22 protein-coding genes and 1 other RNA gene are annotated in these 19,128 nt (G+C 60.8%); 13 read left to right on the plus strand and 10 right to left on the minus strand.

Annotated features, from left to right (window positions below):
• Window positions 1-20: 20 nt before the first annotated feature.
• From KBP54_RS03265 to KBP54_RS03290, 6 genes are all read right to left on the minus strand, one after another.
• Window positions 21-791: an ABC transporter ATP-binding protein gene (locus KBP54_RS03265; protein WP_070362887.1), complete on the minus strand. Its 771-nt coding sequence runs from the start codon at window positions 789-791 to the stop codon at window positions 21-23.
• Window positions 791-1,774 (minus strand): FecCD family ABC transporter permease, encoded by a 984-nt coding sequence (locus KBP54_RS03270; protein WP_256006285.1) that lies wholly within the window; start codon window positions 1,772-1,774, stop codon window positions 791-793. Before KBP54_RS03270 ends, KBP54_RS03265 begins: the two co-directional genes overlap by 1 nt.
• Window positions 1,775-1,776: 2 nt before the next feature.
• The gene (locus KBP54_RS03275; RefSeq protein ID WP_256006287.1) at window positions 1,777-2,778 is read right to left on the minus strand and encodes an ABC transporter substrate-binding protein; all 1,002 of its coding nucleotides are present in this window, start codon (window positions 2,776-2,778) and stop codon (window positions 1,777-1,779) included.
• 76 nt (window positions 2,779-2,854) lie between these two features.
• Window positions 2,855-3,301 (minus strand): GNAT family N-acetyltransferase, encoded by a 447-nt coding sequence (locus tag KBP54_RS03280; protein WP_256006289.1) that lies wholly within the window; start codon window positions 3,299-3,301, stop codon window positions 2,855-2,857.
• The gene (locus tag KBP54_RS03285) at window positions 3,298-4,503 is read right to left on the minus strand and encodes a DUF418 domain-containing protein (protein WP_256006291.1); all 1,206 of its coding nucleotides are present in this window, start codon (window positions 4,501-4,503) and stop codon (window positions 3,298-3,300) included. The genes KBP54_RS03280 and KBP54_RS03285 overlap by 4 nt, the downstream gene beginning before the upstream one ends.
• Before the next feature lie 22 nt (window positions 4,504-4,525).
• Window positions 4,526-5,728, minus strand: coding sequence for an amidohydrolase (locus KBP54_RS03290; RefSeq protein ID WP_256006293.1), 1,203 nt, complete (start codon window positions 5,726-5,728; stop codon window positions 4,526-4,528).
• Window positions 5,729-5,850: 122 nt separating this feature from the next.
• On the opposite strand from KBP54_RS03290, the gene KBP54_RS03295 reads away from it, so the two are divergent.
• Window positions 5,851-6,708 carry a S1 family peptidase gene (locus tag KBP54_RS03295; protein ID WP_240492730.1) on the plus strand — a complete coding sequence of 286 codons (858 nt, stop codon included), beginning with the start codon at window positions 5,851-5,853 and terminating at the stop codon, window positions 6,706-6,708.
• A 22-nt stretch (window positions 6,709-6,730) separates the two neighbouring features.
• Here KBP54_RS03295 and hisN read toward each other — a convergent pair whose 3' ends face one another.
• Window positions 6,731-7,519 (minus strand): histidinol-phosphatase, encoded by a 789-nt coding sequence (gene hisN, locus KBP54_RS03300; protein WP_256006295.1) that lies wholly within the window; start codon window positions 7,517-7,519, stop codon window positions 6,731-6,733.
• Entirely contained in the window at window positions 7,503-8,315 is an 813-nt protein-coding gene (locus KBP54_RS03305) for an inositol monophosphatase family protein (protein ID WP_256006298.1), read from the minus strand. Before KBP54_RS03305 ends, hisN begins: the two co-directional genes overlap by 17 nt.
• A gap of 57 nt (window positions 8,316-8,372) precedes the next feature.
• Here KBP54_RS03305 and prfB point away from each other — a divergent pair, with 57 nt between their 5' ends.
• From prfB to KBP54_RS03340, 7 genes are all read left to right on the plus strand, one after another.
• Window positions 8,373-9,476 carry a peptide chain release factor 2 gene (gene prfB / locus KBP54_RS03310; RefSeq protein WP_256006300.1) on the plus strand — a complete coding sequence of 368 codons (1,104 nt, stop codon included), beginning with the start codon at window positions 8,373-8,375 and terminating at the stop codon, window positions 9,474-9,476.
• 25 nt (window positions 9,477-9,501) lie between these two features.
• Entirely contained in the window at window positions 9,502-10,194 is a 693-nt protein-coding gene (ftsE, locus tag KBP54_RS03315; protein WP_070362879.1) for a cell division ATP-binding protein FtsE, read from the plus strand.
• A 2-nt stretch (window positions 10,195-10,196) separates the two neighbouring features.
• Window positions 10,197-11,099, plus strand: a complete 903-nt coding sequence (gene ftsX / locus KBP54_RS03320) for a permease-like cell division protein FtsX (protein WP_256000959.1) — start codon at window positions 10,197-10,199, stop codon at window positions 11,097-11,099.
• Window positions 11,100-11,114: 15 nt separating this feature from the next.
• Entirely contained in the window at window positions 11,115-11,609 is a 495-nt protein-coding gene (gene smpB, locus KBP54_RS03325) for an SsrA-binding protein SmpB (RefSeq protein WP_071572931.1), read from the plus strand.
• Between the two features lie 12 nt (window positions 11,610-11,621).
• Window positions 11,622-12,266, plus strand: a complete 645-nt coding sequence (locus KBP54_RS03330; RefSeq protein WP_256006303.1) for an SDR family oxidoreductase — start codon at window positions 11,622-11,624, stop codon at window positions 12,264-12,266.
• Between the two features lie 67 nt (window positions 12,267-12,333).
• Window positions 12,334-12,725, plus strand: a transfer-messenger RNA (tmRNA) gene (gene ssrA, locus KBP54_RS03335).
• Between the two features lie 520 nt (window positions 12,726-13,245).
• A complete protein-coding gene (locus KBP54_RS03340; protein ID WP_256006305.1) occupies window positions 13,246-13,932 on the plus strand; it encodes an NAD(P)H-binding protein in 687 nt (228 codons plus the stop codon).
• A 289-nt stretch (window positions 13,933-14,221) separates the two neighbouring features.
• On the opposite strand, the gene KBP54_RS03345 is transcribed toward KBP54_RS03340, so the two are convergent.
• Window positions 14,222-14,368: a hypothetical protein gene (locus KBP54_RS03345; RefSeq protein ID WP_256006308.1), complete on the minus strand. Its 147-nt coding sequence runs from the start codon at window positions 14,366-14,368 to the stop codon at window positions 14,222-14,224.
• Window positions 14,365-14,508 (minus strand): hypothetical protein, encoded by a 144-nt coding sequence (locus tag KBP54_RS03350; RefSeq protein ID WP_256006310.1) that lies wholly within the window; start codon window positions 14,506-14,508, stop codon window positions 14,365-14,367. The genes KBP54_RS03345 and KBP54_RS03350 overlap by 4 nt, the downstream gene beginning before the upstream one ends.
• Window positions 14,509-14,772: 264 nt before the next feature.
• Between KBP54_RS03350 and KBP54_RS03355 the strand changes: the two genes are divergently transcribed.
• From KBP54_RS03355 to KBP54_RS03375, 5 genes are all read left to right on the plus strand, one after another.
• Entirely contained in the window at window positions 14,773-15,795 is a 1,023-nt protein-coding gene (locus KBP54_RS03355; RefSeq protein WP_070362874.1) for a siderophore ABC transporter substrate-binding protein, read from the plus strand.
• Complete coding sequence (locus KBP54_RS03360; RefSeq protein WP_070476993.1) at window positions 15,795-16,769, plus strand: ABC transporter permease; 975 nt, start codon at window positions 15,795-15,797, stop codon at window positions 16,767-16,769. Before KBP54_RS03355 ends, KBP54_RS03360 begins: the two co-directional genes overlap by 1 nt.
• Window positions 16,762-17,784, plus strand: coding sequence for an iron chelate uptake ABC transporter family permease subunit (locus tag KBP54_RS03365; protein ID WP_256006312.1), 1,023 nt, complete (start codon window positions 16,762-16,764; stop codon window positions 17,782-17,784). The genes KBP54_RS03360 and KBP54_RS03365 overlap by 8 nt, the downstream gene beginning before the upstream one ends.
• Window positions 17,781-18,536 (plus strand): iron ABC transporter ATP-binding protein, encoded by a 756-nt coding sequence (locus KBP54_RS03370; RefSeq protein WP_070362871.1) that lies wholly within the window; start codon window positions 17,781-17,783, stop codon window positions 18,534-18,536. Before KBP54_RS03365 ends, KBP54_RS03370 begins: the two co-directional genes overlap by 4 nt.
• A gap of 397 nt (window positions 18,537-18,933) precedes the next feature.
• Window positions 18,934-19,095, plus strand: a complete 162-nt coding sequence (locus KBP54_RS03375) for a hypothetical protein (protein ID WP_256006314.1) — start codon at window positions 18,934-18,936, stop codon at window positions 19,093-19,095.
• Window positions 19,096-19,128 lie beyond the last annotated feature (33 nt).

A 19,128-nucleotide genomic window follows, 5' to 3' on the forward strand; every position in this document is an offset into this window, starting at 1 on the left:
TTCTGGAATCCTAAAATTCACTACACCGGATGGGAAATATGCAGCACCGGGATGTCCTGGCTATCTCGGTCTAGGTTACCGCTCACACCGAAAACATTCTCAAGGACCGCCGGAGTAAGCACATCGTCTGGCGCACCGTTGCCCTTGAGCTGCTTATCGTGCAGCAGCAGGAGGCGGTCGCAGTAGCGCGCGGCGAGCGCCAGGTCATGAATCGCCAGCACGATGACCGTGTTGTGCTCACGGGACAGGTGGCGAAGCATGTTCATGAGCTTGTACTGGTGATGCAGGTCGAGGTGGTTTGTCGGCTCGTCCAGCAGCATCACCTTTGAACGCTGCGCCATCGCGCGCGCAACCATGGCGCGTTGGATCTGGCCGCCGGAGAGCTCCGACATCTTCTGGTCCACGATGCCCTCGAGGTCCGCGTGACGCAGGGCGTGAAGGATAATCTCCTCGTCCTCCGGCTGGGCTTGCGCGAACGGTCCACGGCCGGCGCTGCGGCCCAGCTGGATCACCTCGCGCACGGTCAGTGGAATCTTGTCGCCAGAGTGCTGCGCAACGTAGGACAGTACGTGGACGCGCTCGGTGCGAGGGTAGTCGCGGAGCGGTTTGCCGTCGAAGAGCACATCGCCAGTGAATGGGTGCACCCCGGCGATGGATTTGAGCAACGTCGATTTGCCGCAGCCGTTCGGGCCCACGAGCCCAATGACCGACGGGGCGTCGAGCTCAAACGAGATGCCGCTCAGGATAGTCGTGCCTGGGAAGCCCGTTTCGAGGTTCTTGACTTCTAACATCAGTGCTTCCTCCGCAGGATCAAGAAGAATGCCGGGACACCGATGAGCGCGGTGATCACGCCGACAGGCAGTTCCTGCGGGGCGAACAGCGCGCGGGCGATGGCGTCGGCAACTACGAGGGTGATCGCGCCGACCACCGCGGAAATCGGGATCAAGCTGGCGTGCCGCGGCCCGGAAATCATGCGCACGGCGTGCGGAACAATCAAGCCCACAAACCCGATCGCGCCGACGGACGCGACCGTGGCCGCCGTCATCAGCGACACCGCAACCAGCACCGCGTAGCGCAGCGCCACAACGGGAATCCCCATCGTGGACGCGGTCGCATCACCGAGGGAGAGCGCATCCAGGTAGCGTGACATCATCCACAACGCCACCGTGCCGATGGTGCCGACGATGAACACCGCAATCACGGTGTACCAGCGCGCGGCGCTAAGCACGCCAAGCAGCCAGAACATGATGCCGCGGGTCGACTCAGCGTTACCGGACGCGGTGACAATCAGCGAGGTCAGCGACTGGAACAGGAACCCAATCAGCACACCGGTGAGCACCACACGCGCGGCATCGGCAGCGCTGTTGCGCAGCAGCAGCATCAACATGCCGAAGGACACGAGTGCGCCCACCGCAGCACCGGCGATGATGCCGTACTGCCAGGTGGAAAACAGGATCGCCACCACGGCACCTGTTGACGCGCCCGAGGAAATACCCAGCAGGTACGGCTCGGCGAGGTCATTATGCGTGATGGCCTGCATCGCCACACCGGAGACCGCGAGGATGCCGCCCACCATCGCAGCCATCAGGATGCGCGGGATACGAAGTTCCGTCAGGATGGACATGCGCAGTGGGGAAGGGGCCGGGAAGGCCGGATCGAAAATGCCGCGCAGCTCAGTAAAGCTCAGGGAGCTTGAACCAATCGGAATAGAACAAACCATCGCGAGTACCAGCAGTACTAACGCGATGGCTGAAACAGTGACGGTTTTCTTCACAGCTACTTGGTTGCTCCGTCGAAGAGGCCGTCGTCAATTGCCTTGGAGATGTTCTGCACTACCTCGTAGGAACGAGCGGAAGCCGAGGCGGCGACGCCAGGAACCACAATGTACATGTTGTTCTTGACTGCCTTCATCTCCTTGGTGCCAGGGGTGGCTTCGAGGTCAGCGACCTTCTCCTCCCACTTGTCGCCAGGCTCGCCGCGACCAGGCAGGTCCGCGAGGATAATCACGTCCGGGTCAGCCTCAGCGACAGCCTCCCACGACACCTGCGGCCACTCTTCATCCAGGTTGGCGAAGACGTTGGTCATGCCGGTGCGCTCTCCCATGTTGGTCACGATCGACGGGCCACCAGCGACGTACGGGGAACCGCCAACAGAGGAGTAGAGCAGCATGAACGTGGTGCCCTCAGGCGCCTGCTTCGCGTTCTCCAGCTCGGAGTTCTGCTTCTCGATGAGCTTCTTCGCCTCTTCTTCGCGGCCGAAGAGCTTGCCCAGGTCCTCGAGGTCCTTCGCGATCAGCTGGAAGGAGTCCTTGCCCTTGTTGTCGCCGTAGGACGGGCACTCGCTGTTCGGGTTGAAGGTGGCGACGCCCAGCTTTGCCCACTCCTCGCGGGTACCTGCGGCGTCAGCGCGCCAGTTCAGCTCGAACGGGGAGAAGATGAAGTCCGTGTCAGCGTCACGCAGCTGCTCAGAGTTCGGGACCGACGGGCTGATTTCCTTCAGGCCGTCGAGGGAGAAGCCTGCTGGGGGCAGGTCCTTCTGGTGGCCGTAGCCTGCAATCTGGTCCTTGGCGCCGAGCAGCAGCAGCGTGTCCGTTGCGCCCTGCTCGAGCGTGGTCGCACGCTGGACCGGTCCCTGAACGGTGACCTCGGTGCCACAGTTATCGATGGTGATGGCGGAGTCGGACTGTGCCTGTGGGGTTTGCTCATCCGTGGAGCTGCAGCCGGCCAGAGCCAGCCCTGCGACGAGAACAGAACCAAGAGCTGCAGAGATTGCGCGCATGGAGCTTCCTTTCAAATAATCAATGATCTGACAGAATGAGACTAGCGCGAAACCTTAGGAAAAGCTAGAAAAATATTTATGAGCGACGAAGACGCATCACACGATGCGGAACTCCAGTGTCAAGGAACTCCTCGCCCTCGGCGACAAGGCCGAACTGCTCGTAGTAGGGGACCAGGCCAGACTGTGCCTCGACGATGAGGTCGCCCGGCCAGCGCTCGGTGAGCTGGATGCCCGTTCGCGCGATCTGCGCGCCCAGGCCTGTGCCGCGAGCGGCCGGGGCGACGACGAAACGGCCAAACTGGGAACCCGTTGCGGTGGGAAAGACGCGGGCGCAGCCCTCCAACACCGCACCGTTCCACGCGAGCAGGTGCAGCGTGTCCGGGTACGTGTCCTGCTCGTCGAGCTCACGGTAAGGGCAGTGCTGCTCGGCGACGAAGACGTCGACGCGGAGCTTGAATAGTTCGAACGCCTCGAGCGAGGTGAGCTCCGAAAGCGGTGCTACTTGGATTCGGTGTGCGCTCATTGCGGGAGGGCCTTTCCGGTCGCAGGGCCTGAGTATGGTTCGATGCGGCGCGTCGGGCCGTATGAGAGGCGGCGGTGCAGCGACTCGAACGGGCCCTGCTTGCCCATGCGCTCAAGCAGGGCCGCGAGCGCCACCGACAACAGCCACACCGCGGTCCCGAGCAATATCGGGCGGAGCTCCCCGAGGCCCGGCAGCCACGAGTAGCCGATCAGTACCGCGGTCGGAAGCAACACGAACGTCTGCAGAAGGTAGCCGGACATGGAGCGCTTGCCCAGGGCGATCATCGGCAACGTCCAGCGCGGTGGCTGCTGGTTCCAGTGCTGCGTTGCCAGCGCGAACGCAGCCAAGATGCCTGGTCCGGTGAGCATCCCGAAGCTCTGGTTCAAAATTGACCAAAATGCCGCTGTCGACGCAGGCAGGATACCCAGCTGTGCAAGCCCAAGTGGGATGCCGATCGCAACAACGACAGCGACGGCCACCGCTACCCAAATCCACAGCGTCCGCGCGTGTTCCTTCACGTCAGTGAGCACGCCGTCACGCGCCCACGCAAAACCAATCAGGGAAAGCGCGCCCAGCTGGATCACAACGAGGGGCTGCGAGAAAAACATGTAGATCGCGAACTCTTGGTTCCCGGCAAAGTACGTGGCAAAGGAGCTAGCATCCGGTGCCGGCGTTGCAAGGTCCAGGGGTGTTCCATAGAAAAACACCGCAACCAGCGAGTACACAATGCACGACAGTCCCAGAATGATGCCTGCAATGACGTAGAGCACCCCCGAGCGCACGCGCAGGAACAGCGCCATCAGCACGCCAATAAGCCCGTAGGTCAACATGATGTCGCCGCTAAACAGCAGCCACATGTGTGCCAGGCCAAAGAGCGCGAGCATCCCGTAGCGCTTCGCTAGCACGCGCCGGGCAGCACCTGCCGGGTACCCTTTGCGTGCCAGACTCGCCGCGACCAGACCGAAGCCGAAGCCGAGGAGCGTTGAGAACATCGGCAGACCACGGACGTGCACGAACATCGCCGCGAAGATCGTCGCGGCTTCGTCGGCCGCCGTGCCTGGGTGCTCGCCTGTCACGGTTGTGCTTAAAGGAGTGAGCCAGTACGAAATCGCGTTGGCTACGGCGATGCCGAGCAGCGCCAAACCCCGCGCGATATCCGGGACGACGAGCCGTGTACGTTGCTGTTGCTCTACGGTACGCATGCAACGAAAGCGTACGGCAGGCCTACCCTCGCATCAACCACGGAGACGTGGAGACCAAGATGGCCTGGATACTGCGGTCAAGCACCGGCTGCAGGTCAGGGGTGAAGTACGGCGAGTGGTTCGAAGGGGCGCCGTCGATATCTTTGACACTGCCCAAGAACCAGTAGAAGTACGGGGCGCCGAACGCATTGCCAATCGTGGGGAAGTCCTCGGAGCCGGAAAGCCTGCCGAAGTCGCCGACCTCGTCGAAGTTCTTCCGGAACGCGGTCATGACAGTGTCGGCCGTCGCCTCGTCGTTGTGGAACTCCGGCGCACCACCGATGCACTCGAACGCGGGCGGCTTTGGCGTGCCAGCGGCCTCGCACTCCGCGCGAACGATCCGCTTGATGGAGGCGTTGAGCTTCTCCGAAAGCTCGGAGGTAAACGCGCGCGTGGAAACGGAAATCTCGGCCGTCGCGGCGATCGTGTTCGCCGAGTTACCCGCGTGGACCGCGCCAACCGTGACTACGGCCATGTCCTGCGGGTCCACTTCGCGTGCAACGATCGTTTGCAGCCGGGTGATGATGCTCGCCGCGATCACCACCGGGTCGATGCCGTTGTGCGGTTGCGAGCCGTGGGCACCCTGCCCGTAAATGGTGACCTTCGTCTGTTCGGCCGCAGCGAACACCGGCCCTGGTAGTGCGCCGAGGCCGTAGTTCGGCAGCATCGGTCCCACGTGCTGGCCAAGCACTACCTCGGGGGTAGGGACCTTCGTGGCTAGCCCCGCGTCGGCCATGTCCTGGGCGCCGGCGCCGGTCTCCTCACCAGGCTGGAAGATGGCAAGGAAGGTGCCGCTCCACGCGTCGGTATTTTCCTGCAGCAAGCGAACCGCACCCAACAGTGCGGTCGTGTGCATGTCGTGGCCGCAGGCGTGCATGATGCCCAGCTCCGGCGAAGCCGAGTACTCAAGCCCCGTTTCTTCCTTGATTGGGAGGGCGTCGAAGTCGGCGCGGAAACCGACAGTTGGGCCGTCGCCGTTTCGCACGACGCCCACGAGCCCCGTTGTGCCGACGGGCACCACCTTGACGCCGAGCGCCTCCAGCTCCTCCTGAATGCGAGCGGAGGTGGCAAATTCCTGCATTGACAACTCAGGGTTCTGGTGGAACCACTTGTACAAATTCTCTAGCTCACCGCGGTGAGCTTCCAGGCTTTGTAGGAACGGCGTGAACTTTTCTTCTAGGCGCATGGCTTGAGCATAGTTCCGCACCCACACCTTTTGTGCTGGCTGCCGTGCCGATGGGGCAAATTAGGGCAAAAGGTGGCATTGTGTACTCAAGAAACGTCTGTGGTCGGAGTGGAAGGGTGCCTATGTTGCTTCGCCGAGTGTGTGCGCTCGTTGCTGGGGTTGGAATCGCGGTCGCAGGGGTGGGGTTCGCGCCACCGGCAACAGCGCAGGTGCGCTCGGAGTACGAGGGCAACGTCGACCCAAACTATGTCTGGCGTAGCGACGCCGCTTCGAAGCTACTCGCCGGAAAACCTTGGACCGACTACGTGCTGCACCGCGTGCCCGGTTCCTTCCACGATGCCCCGCGGATTCCGGAGGCCTCGAACCAGGCGCTCACTCGGGGAAATTCCCTCTACGGGCCCAGCACCCCGATTTACGTGAAGCGCACGAACGGCACCGAATCAATGTGCACCGTCGCCGTGGCGGGCTACGACGATAAAGGGCACAAATACGCGCTGACCGCCGGGCACTGCGGCGAAGTTGGCGACGCCGTCACCTCCGCCGACTCCTGGCAAGTCGGGCCCTCCGGCACCATCGTGGAGGTCAACCGGGACCTCGACTACGCACTGATCGAGCTGGGCTCGAACGCGGAGGTCACACGCTCCTACAACGGCGTCCACATTAACCATCTCGGCAGCAAGCCGATCAAGCCCGGCAACGTGGTGTGCAAGCAGGGCGTGGCCTCCGGCAGGACGTGCGGCGTGACGCTGCACGACTGGGAGTCTATGAACATCTCCCACACCTGCGCCATGCAGGGCGATTCGGGCGCACCCGTAGTGGTGGGCGACCGCCTCGTCGGCATCCTGAACGGCGGGGTCCTCCCATCACCGTTCGATGTCTCGTGCCACAGCCCGCTGCAGGGCGTGATTCACGCGCCGACGGGCGCCGTCCGGATGGACGCGGTGCTGTCCACGCTGGACAACGGCTTCCGCCTGCCCTAAGGCTTTAAGCGCTTGAAGTTCCTTAGACGCCGATTACCTTCCGGGCGGCGTCGTGCAGCAGACCATTCGTGGCGATCGCGTCGCCGCCGTGCGGTCCAGGCTCACCGTTGAGTGAGCTAAACGTGCCACCGGCCTCCGTGACCAGGACAGACAGGGCTGCAAGGTCCCACACAGATACCTCCGGTTCTGCCGCGATGTCGACGGCGCCCTCGGCCACCAGGCAGTAGCCGAAGAAGTCCCCGTAGCCGCGCAGGCGCCAGGTGCGCTCAGTGAGTGCGATGAAGTTCTCCTGCAGGCCACGGGCCTTCCAGCCCTCAAGCGAAGACATCGCCAGGGAGGCGTCCGCAAGCTCGCCCACGTGGGAGACCACGAGGCGCTTCAGGCTGCCCTTGTTAAACGTCCGCCACGCGCCGGAGCCTTTCGCCGCGTACCAGCGGCGCGCCAGCGCCGGGGCAGAGACGACGCCCAAGACTGGTTGGCCGTCGACAAGCAGTGAAATCAGCGTCGCCCACACGGGCACACCGCGGACGAAGTTCTTCGTGCCATCGATCGGGTCGATGACCCACTGGCGGCCCTCGAAGACGGTCTCCCCGCCGAACTCTTCGCCGACGATCGAGTCGCCCGGGCGGGCCTCTGCGAGGCGCTCACGCAGCACCTCCTCGACAGCGACGTCGGCGTCGGAGACCGGGGTCATATCCGGCTTCGACTTCACCTTCAGGTCGGAGGCCTCGAAGCGGTCGAGCGTGATCGCGTCGGCAGCATCTGCGAGTTCGAGGGCAAGGGCGAGGTCATCGTCATAAAGATTCGTCATGCTCAGTAAGCCTAGCTTCAATGTCCGACACAATTTGTGGGTTTCCGGCAACGCACCAGGTCACCCCGCCCGCAGGCACCTTCTTTGCCACGCCCCCAACTGCCTCAATGAGCGCCTTGCCCGGCAGCCAGTCCCAATCGGCGACGGAGTGCTGCAGCCACCCACCCAGCTGGCCACTAGCGATATTGGACAGGTCGACGGAGCCAGCGCCCCACATGCGGATCGTCGCCGCGTCGCGCACCGCGCGCAACCACGCGTTCCGGATGGCGTCATCGCGCATGAACGTCGGGTGCAGGTACGTCACCAGGCCCTGCGAGGCCAGCGACGCCGCCTCGAGGTCGGGCAATGGCTCGCCGTTGCGCGTCGCGACGCCATCGTGGGCAAGCCACGTCGTATTCATCGCCGGGCGGTGCACCGCGCCAATCAGGATCCGCGCAGGGTCCGAGGGGTCGCCCTCTACCAGCGCGAGCGCCGAGCAGAAGTAGTCGGAGCCCTGCGTGAAGTTAAAGGTGCCATCAACCGGGTCAATTACCCACGTCCGTGAGGAATCGCCATGTTTGGAAGCACCCTCTTCGCCGAGGACGCCGTCGTGTGGGCGCAGCTCGGCGAGCGTTTCCGCGACGAAGCGTTCGGCGACACGGTCCGCCTCCGTCACCACGTCAGAAATTGAGGTCTTGTAATCCGTCGAAAGGCCTTCCTCCCGCATTCGCAGCGCAAGCGAGCCAGCATGCTCAACTAGCGCGGCGGCCAGTGTTGCGTCATCAGAGTCGCGATGTTGCTCAATGAAAGAAGTCATGTACCCATTATGGGGCTGTGCGCGCGATTTGTGGAGCGTCGTCTAGACTTCGACGGTATGCAACCGGAGACGCTCGCTCGAATCAAACGTATTGACGCCACGTTGACCACTATCGAAAAAGTCATGGACCTCGACGAAATGGCCCTGCGCATCAAAGAACTCGAGCAGCAAGCCGGCGACCCGAGCCTCTGGGACGACCCCGCCCACGCGCAGCAGGTCACCTCGGAGCTCTCCAGCGTCCAGGCTCGCCTGAAGAAGGTCACGAGCTTGCGCTCGCGTATCGACGACCTCCCCGTCATGTACGAACTCGCCGAAGAGGAAGGCGATCCTTCGCTCGCCGACGATGAGCTCGATTCGCTCGAAGCGGACGTCGATTCCCTGGAAGTGCAGACGATGCTGTCGGGCGAGTACGACGAGCGCGAGGCCGTCGTCAACATCCGTTCCGGCGCCGGTGGTGTTGATGCTGCTGACTGGGCCGAGATGCTCATGCGCATGTACATCCGCTGGGCGGAAAAGCACGGCCACAAGGTGGATGTGTACGACATTTCCTACGCCGAGGAAGCCGGGATCAAGTCGGCGACCTTCGTGGTGCACGGTGAATATATGTACGGTCAGCTTTCTGTCGAGCAGGGCGCGCACCGCCTGGTGCGCATCTCGCCGTTCGACAACCAGGCGCGACGCCAGACCTCGTTTGCAGAAGTAGAGGTGCTGCCGGTCGTAGAGCACACCGACTCGATCGAAATCCCCGATAGCGAGATTCGCGTGGATGTGTACCGCTCCTCGGGCCCTGGCGGGCAGTCGGTCAACACCACGGACTCGGCGGTGCGTATCACGCACATCCCGACCGGTATCGTGGTGACCTGCCAGAACGAGAAATCGCAGATCCAGAACAAGGCGTCCGCGCTCAACGTGCTGCAGTCCAAGCTCCTAGAGAAGAAACGCATGGAGGAAAAGGCCGAGATGGACGCACTTGGTGCTGGCGGCAACGCCAGCTGGGGCAACCAGATGCGCTCCTATGTGCTGCACCCGTACCAGATGGTGAAGGACCTGCGCACGAACTACGAGGTGGGGGACCCGCAGAAGGTGCTCGACGGCGACATCGACGGCTTCCTGGAGGCCGGTATCCGCTGGCGCATGGAGCAACTCCAGTCACAGGAGTAACAGAAGAAGTAGTAGTGTGTAGCGGGTGATCACTTTTTCCAACGTGACGAAGGTCTACCCGACGTCCACACGCCCAGCACTCGACGATGTCTCATTCGAAATTGCCGACGGCGACTTCGTCTTCCTCATCGGCCCGTCCGGGTCCGGCAAGTCGACGTTGCTTCAGCTGATGATCCGTGAGGAAAACCTGACCTCGGGGGATATCTACTTCGACGACTTCCACGTCAACGCATTAAAGGGCAGCAACGTAAACCTGCTGCGTCAATCCATCGGCTACGTCTTCCAGGACTTCAGGCTGCTGCCCAAGCTAAACGTCTACGACAACGTAGCGTTCGCGCTCGAGGTGATCGGGAAGAAGAAGCAGCGCATCGCAAAACTGGTACCAGAGGCCCTCGAGCTGGTCGGACTGGATGCGAAAGCGAACCGCATGCCACACGAACTATCAGGCGGCGAGCAGCAACGCGTCGCGATCGCGCGAGCGTTCGTCGATAAGCCCCCACTCGTCCTCGCCGACGAGCCCACGGGCAACCTCGACCCGGGAACCTCCGACGAGATCATGGCGCTACTCGCGCGGATCAACCGCCTTGGCACCACCGTTGTGATGTCCACCCACAACGCACGCGCCGTCAACGAGATGCGCCAGCGCGTCATGGAACTGCACCTGGGCAAACTTGTTCGCGACGACGCCAACGGCGTCTACGGAACCGTGAGGGGATAAGCATGAACTGGAACTTCATTTTCCGCGAAGGCCTCCGCGGCCTCGGGCGCAATTTCACCATGACTATCGCGCTCATCATCACCACCGCGCTCTCGCTCGTGTTGGTTGGTGCCGGCATCCTCATTTCACAGGCGACGAGCGCGACGAAGGACCTCTACCTCGACCGCGTCGAAGTCATGGTGGAGCTCGACGAGACCATCTCCGCTGAGGACAACGACTGTTCCTCGGAGGCCTGCCGCGAGGTCCGCGACACCCTGCAAGCCGACGACCGCGTCGAACAGGTGACCTTCCGTTCCCGCGAGCAGTCCTACGAACGCTTCGTGGAGCTCTTCCAGGACTCCGAGCCGGACCTCGTGCGCGAAACCTCCCCGGACGCGCTGCCCGCCGCGCTGCACGTGCGCCTCAAGGACCCGTCCGACATCGCACCTATCGACGCCATCCGTGACATGCCGCAGGTTGCCATGGTCAGCGACCAGGCCGACACCGTACGCGAGGCCGCGGGCACCATGGACACCTTCCGCAACGTGACTTTCGTCGTCGCCGCGGCGCAGGCACTGGCATCGCTGTTCCTGATTGTGAACATGGTCCAGCTCGCCGCGTACAACCGCCGCGAGCAGATCGCCATTATGCGCATGGTGGGTGCATCCCGCTGGTTCACCCAGGCGCCGTTTGTGCTGGAGGCGGTGCTCTCCGTGCTGATCGGTGCGGTGCTTGCCACCGTGTTGGCGTGGGTGGGGAAGCGCTCGCTCGTCGACCCGATCCTCGGTGACCTCTACGCCTCCCAACTCGTCGCCCGCGTTCCGGACTCCGCCGTCATGACAGTGATGCCGCTTGTCGGTCTTGGGGCCGTCGTCATTGGCGCCCTCGCAGCTCAGGTGGCACTGCGCAGCTATGTACGGAAGTAGTAGGGTGGAACGCCTATGGGCAAGAAGAAGAAACAAAAGCTGAGCAACACCGGGGTCCTTGCGACCAACCGGAAAGCGCGCCACGACTACAACATCCTGGACACCTGGGAGGCCGGCATCGTGCTCGTCGGCACCGAGATCAAGTCGCTGCGCGAAGGCAAGGTGTCGCTGGTCGAGGCGTTTGCGACCATCGATAACGGTGAGGTCTGGCTGCGCAACATGCACATCCCGGAGTACTCCAAGGGGCACTGGACGAACCACCCTCCACGCCGGACCCGCAAGCTGCTCATGCACCGCCGCGAAATCGACTCTCTGCAGGGCAAGCTTCGCGACGGCAACCGCACCCTCATCCCGCTCTCGCTCTACCTCAAGGACGGCCGCGCGAAAGTGGAGCTCGGCCTGGGGCAGGGTAAGCAGGACTATGACAAACGCCAAGCCATCAAACGCCGCACCGAGGACCGTGAAATCGCCCGCGACCTCGGCCGGAAGTTCAAAGGCATCAAAGCCTAAGGAGGATTCACGATGAAGCACGCACTCGTCACCGGGGCATCCCGCGGTATCGGCCACGCGATCGCCGAGGAACTCGGCCGCGACCACCACATCTACGTCGGCGCCTCCCGCGACGCTTCCGAGGTTGTCAGCGCACTGCCCAGCGCGGAACCCTTCGAGGTCGACCTCACCGACAGCGCCGTGCTGGTGGAGGCTGCGTCGAACATTCAAGAGCTCGACGTGCTCGTGCTCGCCGCAGGCGTCATGACGCCCGCCCGCCTCACCGATCTTTCCGAGGTCGACCTGCGCCGCACCATGGAAGTCAACGTGATCGCACCAATGCTGCTCACGAAGGCGCTCTTGCCCGCGCTGCGACGCAGCAACGGCCTCATCCTGACCATCAACTCCGGCGCCGGCTTCTTTGGTATCGACGGCAACTCCGCCTACTGCGCCTCCAAATTCGGCCTACGCGGTTTCACCGATTCCCTTCGCCTGGAGGAAGCCGGTTCCGTCCGCGTGACCTCCCTGCACCCAGGACGAACCGACACCGACATGCTCCACGGTGACACGAACGGCCCAAAGATGACACCACAGTCCGTGGCGAAGGCCGCACGCCTCGCCGTCGACGCCGGTCCGGATGCCGTCGTCGAATTCCTGCGCATCACCCCAACCGCCTAGGTCGGGGCCCTTGCGCGGGAGCGCGATTGTCGGCTACAGTGGTGCTTCTACGGTTCCCGTAGTACGAGGGGTCGATTCTGGTTTCGACTTCATCGACTAAGCCAGGGGAAGCGTGCCGGTGCAGGCTAGAGACCACCGTAAGCGTCGTAGCAACCAATAAACGCAGAGAAGAACTCTCAGCGTGACTACGCCCTCGCTGCCTAATTAGAAAGGTTCAGCGACCTGCGTGTCCGTCAGGCCGGGGATGCCCCCGACCCGGTACCTGGCGTCGACTTAGGGGGCTTGCCTTCCGGCCCTGTCAGTGGGGCCTTGGGAGGGACATTTTTCACTGACTGGGCCCGTCATCCGGACATGTTTGCCTGATCCGGAGGGCCGAGCAGAGGCAGTGCGCGAACTGCGCACGGAGAAGCCCTGGCGCGGTGGTGAAGGACCCGGGTTCAATTCCCGGCGGCTCCACTGTCCCTCTACTTGTTTAAGCAGGTAGAGGGTCATTTTCTTCATATCTTGCCGAGGCTATTCCATCGGCTTCAGGTTGCATACCTGGTGCTCGGTAGACCGAGCTTGTTACGCTTCAGTGTGACTGTCCCTAAGGAATGGATCGGGTTCTAGTGTGAGTCTTCCAAAGGTCCTGTGGATTTGTGTTGGTATTGCGACGGTGATCTTGGCCACCAGAAGCGGGATCCCGTGGGAGCTGACTGTTGTCCTCTGCTTCGTTACCGCCGTAGTGACGGTAAGGCTCGTTGCTTCAGGTTCTGAACCGTCATTCGCACGGGTGGCCATCGGCGTACTTACGATGTGCGCGGTTGCTGGCATTTTCTTACCGCTGGTTCTTCCGCTCGCATATGTCGGATACGTTGCATGGACTTGGTTTTCGATTGTGGGCGATTGTGAAGGAGAGTAACTACAAGTTGAGGGTCTGGGTATGACCCAAATTTCGGCCAACCGTTAGAGAAAGCAGATGACGCGTACAGTGGCGCCCATGACTGAAACGACGACTGCACGCAAGAACGTTCTGTACATCGGTGGCCATGGCAAGGTGGGGCTGTTGGCAGCGCCAAAGCTCGTCGCCGCTGGCCATACTGTCCATTCCCTCATACGCAACCCCGACCAGGCTGCCGATATTGAAGCGCTTGGAGCTACCCCTGTCTTGCGGGACCTAACCGAGATCTCCGTTGAGGACTGGGCTGAGCTCCTTGCCCAGTATGACGTCGCCGTGTGGGGCGCCGGCAACGGTGGACGCGCTGGTGCCGAAGTGACGTGGGCAGTCGACCGCGACGCCGCCCTGGCCTCCATCGCTGGGCTAGAGAAACTGGCTGCGGAGGGGAAACAAGCACCGGCATACGTGATGATCTCCTACGTCGGCGCTACTGAGAACACGACTGATCCTTCCGATGAGTCGTGGTATGCGTATGTTGAGTCGAAGAAGGCCGTCGATAACAAACTGAATTCGACGGATCTCAACTACCTCATCCTTGGCCCGGCGGCGCTGACCGAAGAGCTTGCACGGGGCATTACCGTGCTGGACAAGGATGCTGAGCCCACCGGCATTATGACGACCTCCCGGGAGCTTGTTGCGGACGTTGTCACCGAGGTGGTCGGTCGCGAGATCCTCCCAGCGTCGCCGCTGGAGTTCATTGACGGCGAAGGCAGCGTCAAAGACATCTAGAGGCCAGAGCCCCAAGTGAAAGGTAAAGCGTGATGAGCGAGCCAGTTGAACACGGGTGAAGATTTGCTCGAATACGTGGTGAGTATTGGCCCTAGAATATGAAGCTGGTTTCGGAAGATGAAGCGGATATTGAACTTGCCGATATGGTTGGTGCTCCGTGGGACTCGTTCACCGAAGAGTAAAGCACATAGCTAGTTGTAGCCGTCACTGTGAGTGGCGGCTTTTGGCTTGGAGGGGATCTCACGTTTATTGACGATCGGTAGAATCTCTTCCGTTCCCCTCAGTGGCGTTACGCCTTGTCTGTGTACAAATGACGGGAGAACGCTGAAAGAGCTACGGCAGCGCCTACGGCAATCGACCAGGTCCAGCCGGTCGCGAGATATGCAAGAACAGTGACGAGGACGTAGACGGCCGCGTTGTTGAGTGGTGAGTTCATCGGGCAGCAGCCTTTCGCACGAGCACAACTGTGTCCCAGGTGAGGGCGACGAACGCGACCGCGAGCAAGATCCATACGATGGGACTGCTAGGGGCAACGATGTAGGCGAGAAAGAATGCGAAGACTGCGATTGTGGACATTTGGAGTCCTCCTATTGTACTGACGCGGTGAGATCCAGTGCTCCGAGTATTCTGTCACAGCTAAGGTGTGCTTGCACCAGATGGGGCTGCGGCCAATGGCTGATTCGATGCGATCTAAGCTGCGTAGATGCATGACACGGGGGTAAGGGGAGGGGGATGTCGATAATCACTTTCTTCTCTAAGCCTTGCCTAACTCTCATGAGTAGCTTAGGGTGAGTGAGGTAACCCTACCCTTGGATATGAGTAGCAAGGATACTTTTCAACATGATTCGTTTTTCACGTAAGACCATCGTGGCTGTTGCGGCCGCCGCAGCGATGACGCTGACCGCCTGCTCTGAAGCAGAGTCGAACAACGCGTCCACTTCGGAGACCCAGGCTAGCGCCTCCGCTACGACGACTGCCGCGGAAAACGGCACCGTGACCGTGACCGACAACTATGGCGAAAAGACTGTGCCGACTCCGCCGAAGCGCGTCGTTGCGCTCGACAACCGCACCTTCGAGCTCCTGGACTCCTGGGGTGTGAAGCCGGTTGCGGCGCCAAAGAAGTTGGTTTCGAAAGATGTTCCGGGCCTGCGAGACAATGACGATATTGCGGACATCGGCAATCACAAGGAGCCGAATCTGGAGATCATCGTTGCAGCTGACCCGGACGTAATCATCTCGGGCCAGCGTTTTGAAAAGTACGACGACGAGATTCAGAAACTTGTTCCGAACGCAGTACTCGTCGACTTCGAACCACGTGACGATGAACCCTTCGACCGTGAGTTGATCCGTCAGACCCTCGAGCTCGGCGAAATCTTCGGTAAGCAGGCCGAAGCGGAGAAAACCGTCGAAGACTTCACCAAGGCAGTACAGCGTGCTCGCGACGCATACGACCCAGCGCAGACCGTGATGGCTGTCAACGTTTCTGGTGGGGAAATCGGATATGTTGCGCCGGGCATCGGCCGCACCTTTGGCCCCCTCTTTGACCTCATCGGTTTCACTCCGGCGCTGAAGGTAGAAAACGCCTCGAGCGACCACAAGGGTGACGATATTTCTGTTGAGGCTATCGCCGACTCCAACCCAGATTGGATCTTCGCCCTTGACCGCGACGCGGCCATTAAGAAGGAAGGGGAGTCCCCGGCTGCTCTGAGCGTGCTGAGCGACTCTGCCGCACTGCAGAATGTCACCGCAGTCAAGGAGAACCACATCTATGTGGCTCCGCAGGACACCTACATCAACGAGTCCATCCTGACCTACACCGAAATCCTGAACGGCATTGCTGACCAGCTGGAGGCCGCCAAGTAATGGCGCAACCGGGTACGCGCACCCACCCCAAACTTCTTAACTGGAAGCTTGGGGTGGGTCTCGTCATTGTGATCGTGCTGCTGGCCCTGTCCTTATTGGTTGGCCAGTACGACGTTTTTCGATCAAGCGACGGCTGGGACATGTTCAAAACCACCCGCGTTCCGCGCACTATCGCGCTGGTGCTTGCTGGCGCCGCGATGGCGATGAGCGGTCTGATCATGCAGATGCTCACGCAGAACCGCTTCGTCGAGCCCACCACGACGGGTACCACCGAGTGGGCTGGCCTGGGCTTGCTGGCGTCGTACGTATTTTTGCCCGACGGCACGATCCTGCAGCGCATGATCATTTCCGTCACCTTCGCATTCATCGGGACGATGGTCTTCTTTGCGTTCCTTCGGAGGGTGACGCTGCGCTCGAGCCTGATCGTCCCGATCGTCGGCATCATGCTCGGCGCCGTTGTCAGCGCATTCTCCACGTTTTGGGCGCTTCAAACTGACCTGCTTCAGTCGCTCGGGATTTGGTTCGCTGGCTCGTTTACCTCAGTGATTTCCGGGCAGTACGAGGTACTCTGGATCGTCGTCGCGGTCGTGATTGCCGTGTTCTTCTACGCCGACCGCCTTACGGCCGCCGGCCTGGGGGAGGACGTCGCCACGAACATTGGCCTTAACTACGGCCGCATCATCTTGGTCGGAACGAGCCTCGTTGCGGTCGCAGCGGGCGTCGTGACGGTGGTCGTCGGCAATCTTCCTTTCCTTGGGCTGATTGTCCCCAACATTGTTTCCATGATGCGTGGCGACGACCTCCGCTCCAACCTTCCGTGGGTTTGCCTCCTCGGCGTAGGCATCGTCACGGTGTGCGACTTGCTGGCCCGCACGATCATCGCCCCGTTCGAGATCCCGGTGTCCGTCATCTTGGGCATCATCGGTGCGGTGGTTTTCGTCTTCTTGATCGTGAGGCAGAGTCGCCGTGCCTAAACAGCTTATCGACGCCCGCTTCGTCGGAGCCTTCCAATCCACCAAGAGCAAAACCCGCTACTGGATAATTCTTGCGTGCCTTATCATCGCCGCCGTAGGGTTTACTGCCGGTCTGTTGGCGTACGGCAACCCCATGGACTTCGGCACCACCGGATACTGGCTGATTGCGAAGCGCCGTTTGAACTCGGTTATCGCGATGGCGATTGTGGCGCTGTGCCAGGCGGTGGCGACCGTTTCGTTCCAAACGGTGACGAACAACCGCATCATTACGCCGTCCATCATGGGTTTTGAAGCCCTCTACGTGTCGATTCACACCTCGACCGTGTTCTTCCTCGGTGCCGCTGGCCTGAACAATGGATATACGCTCCAGATGTTCGTGCTGCAGCTAGTGCTCATGGTTGGCCTGAGCCTTGTGCTGTACGCGTGGCTGTTGTCCGGAAAGCACGCAAATATGCACGCGATGCTGCTGGTCGGCATCGTGATCGGTGGCGGACTCGGCAGCGTGTCGACGTTCATGCAGCGCCTCCTCACACCAAGCGAGTTCGACGTCCTCACCGCGCGGTTGTTTGGCTCCGTCAACAACGCGGATCCTGAGTACTATCCGGTCGCTATCCCACTCGCGGTCGGCGCCACAGCACTACTGGTCTTCAATTCACGCCGCCTCAACGTCCTCGCACTCGGCAGAGATGTCACCGTGAACCTCGGAGTTAGCCACCGATTCCACTCGATCTTCACATTGGTGCTGGTTTCCGTCTTGATGGCGGTCTCGACCGCGCTCGTCGGACCGATGACGTTCCTGGGGTTCCTCGTAGCGACGCTCGCGTACCAATTCTGCGATACCTACGACCACCGTTACATCTTCCCAATGGCAGTACTGCTGGGATTCTGCGTACTCAGTGGCGCCTACTTCATCATGAACCACGTGTTTTATGCGCAGGGCGTCGTGTCAATCATCATTGAGCTCGTCGGTGGCATCACCTTTTTGGCAGTCATCTTGAAGAAGGGACGCTTATGATCACGCTGAAAGAAGTCCGCAAAGACTACGGCGACGACGTCAAAATCGGACCCGTCAACATCGAGATTCCCGCTGGTGGCATCACCGCGCTCGTTGGACCGAACGGTGCGGGCAAGTCGACGCTCCTCACGATGATTGGGCGTCTCTTAGCTATCGACTCCGGCACCGTCGAAATCGGCCGTATGGACGTCACCAGCGCTAAATCAAAAGATCTCGCAAAGATCATCTCGATCTTGCGTCAGGAGAACCACTTTGTGACGCGCCTGACGGTGCGCCAGCTCGTCGGCTTCGGGCGCTTCCCGTACAGCCATGGACGTCTCACTCCCGAGGACGAGCAGATCATCTCGAAGTACATCGACTTCCTTGGTCTCCACGAACTCGAAAACCGTTACCTGGATCAGCTCTCAGGAGGGCAGCGTCAGCGCGCTTACGTTGCGATGGTGCTCTGCCAGGAAACTGACTATGTTCTTCTCGACGAACCACTAAACAATCTCGACATTGCACACTCGGTGGAAATGATGAAGCACCTGTACTCCGCCGCGAGGGACTTCGGGCGGACCATCATCATCGTGCTGCACGACATCAACTTCGCAGCGAAGTACGCCGACTACATCTGCGCCACCAAGGATGGTCAGATCGCCGCGTTTGGGACTCCGCGCGAAATCATGAACGACGAGTTGCTCACGCAAATCTTCAACACGCCCGTGCATGTAATTGAGGGCCCGGATGGGCCACTCGCTACATATCACTAAAATGCTCGTTACGCAGGCGATTTGTGTTGTTTGTTGGTTCGTGGTTAAGTTATCCCTCGTTGCCGACGAGCGGCCTGGCCGCTTGGAGGGAATGATCAAAGTGAATAAAGTTGCTGCTTGTGGGCGGTTTCGGGTCTGGCTGGTTTGGTTGGATTTGACTTTGTGTTTACGGGTGTGTAACTTTGTTTCAGCTGCTTGACGCTGGCTCTGGTTGGGGTTGGTTGTTGGGTGTGCGGTTGTTGTTTGAGAACTCGATAGTGTGCCAATGTACTTTTTATTTTTTTGATTGCATTGACTTTTGGTTGCGTGCTGTGTGCCATGTTTTGGTGTGTGCCGGCGGTGATGCTTGAACCTATGATTGGGTGTCACTAGTTACTGGTACAAGTTTTACACGGTTATGTTGACTGTATTGGTTGATGTGGTTGTGACTGGTCCTGTTTTGCCCCGTCGGGTTGGGACCGGTTTTGTTTGTACTTTACTTTTTGTAATTTTAGGATTTTGCCAGACACTGGCGATGACTGTTGTGGTTGTTGTTGGTGGTTGGTTTGTTTTTGGTTAGGTTTTCGGGCTTTTCACGGCCTTGTTTCTTTCT

This window comes from Corynebacterium pseudogenitalium (assembly GCF_024453815.1).
GTDB lineage: Bacteria > Actinomycetota > Actinomycetes > Mycobacteriales > Mycobacteriaceae > Corynebacterium > Corynebacterium pseudogenitalium.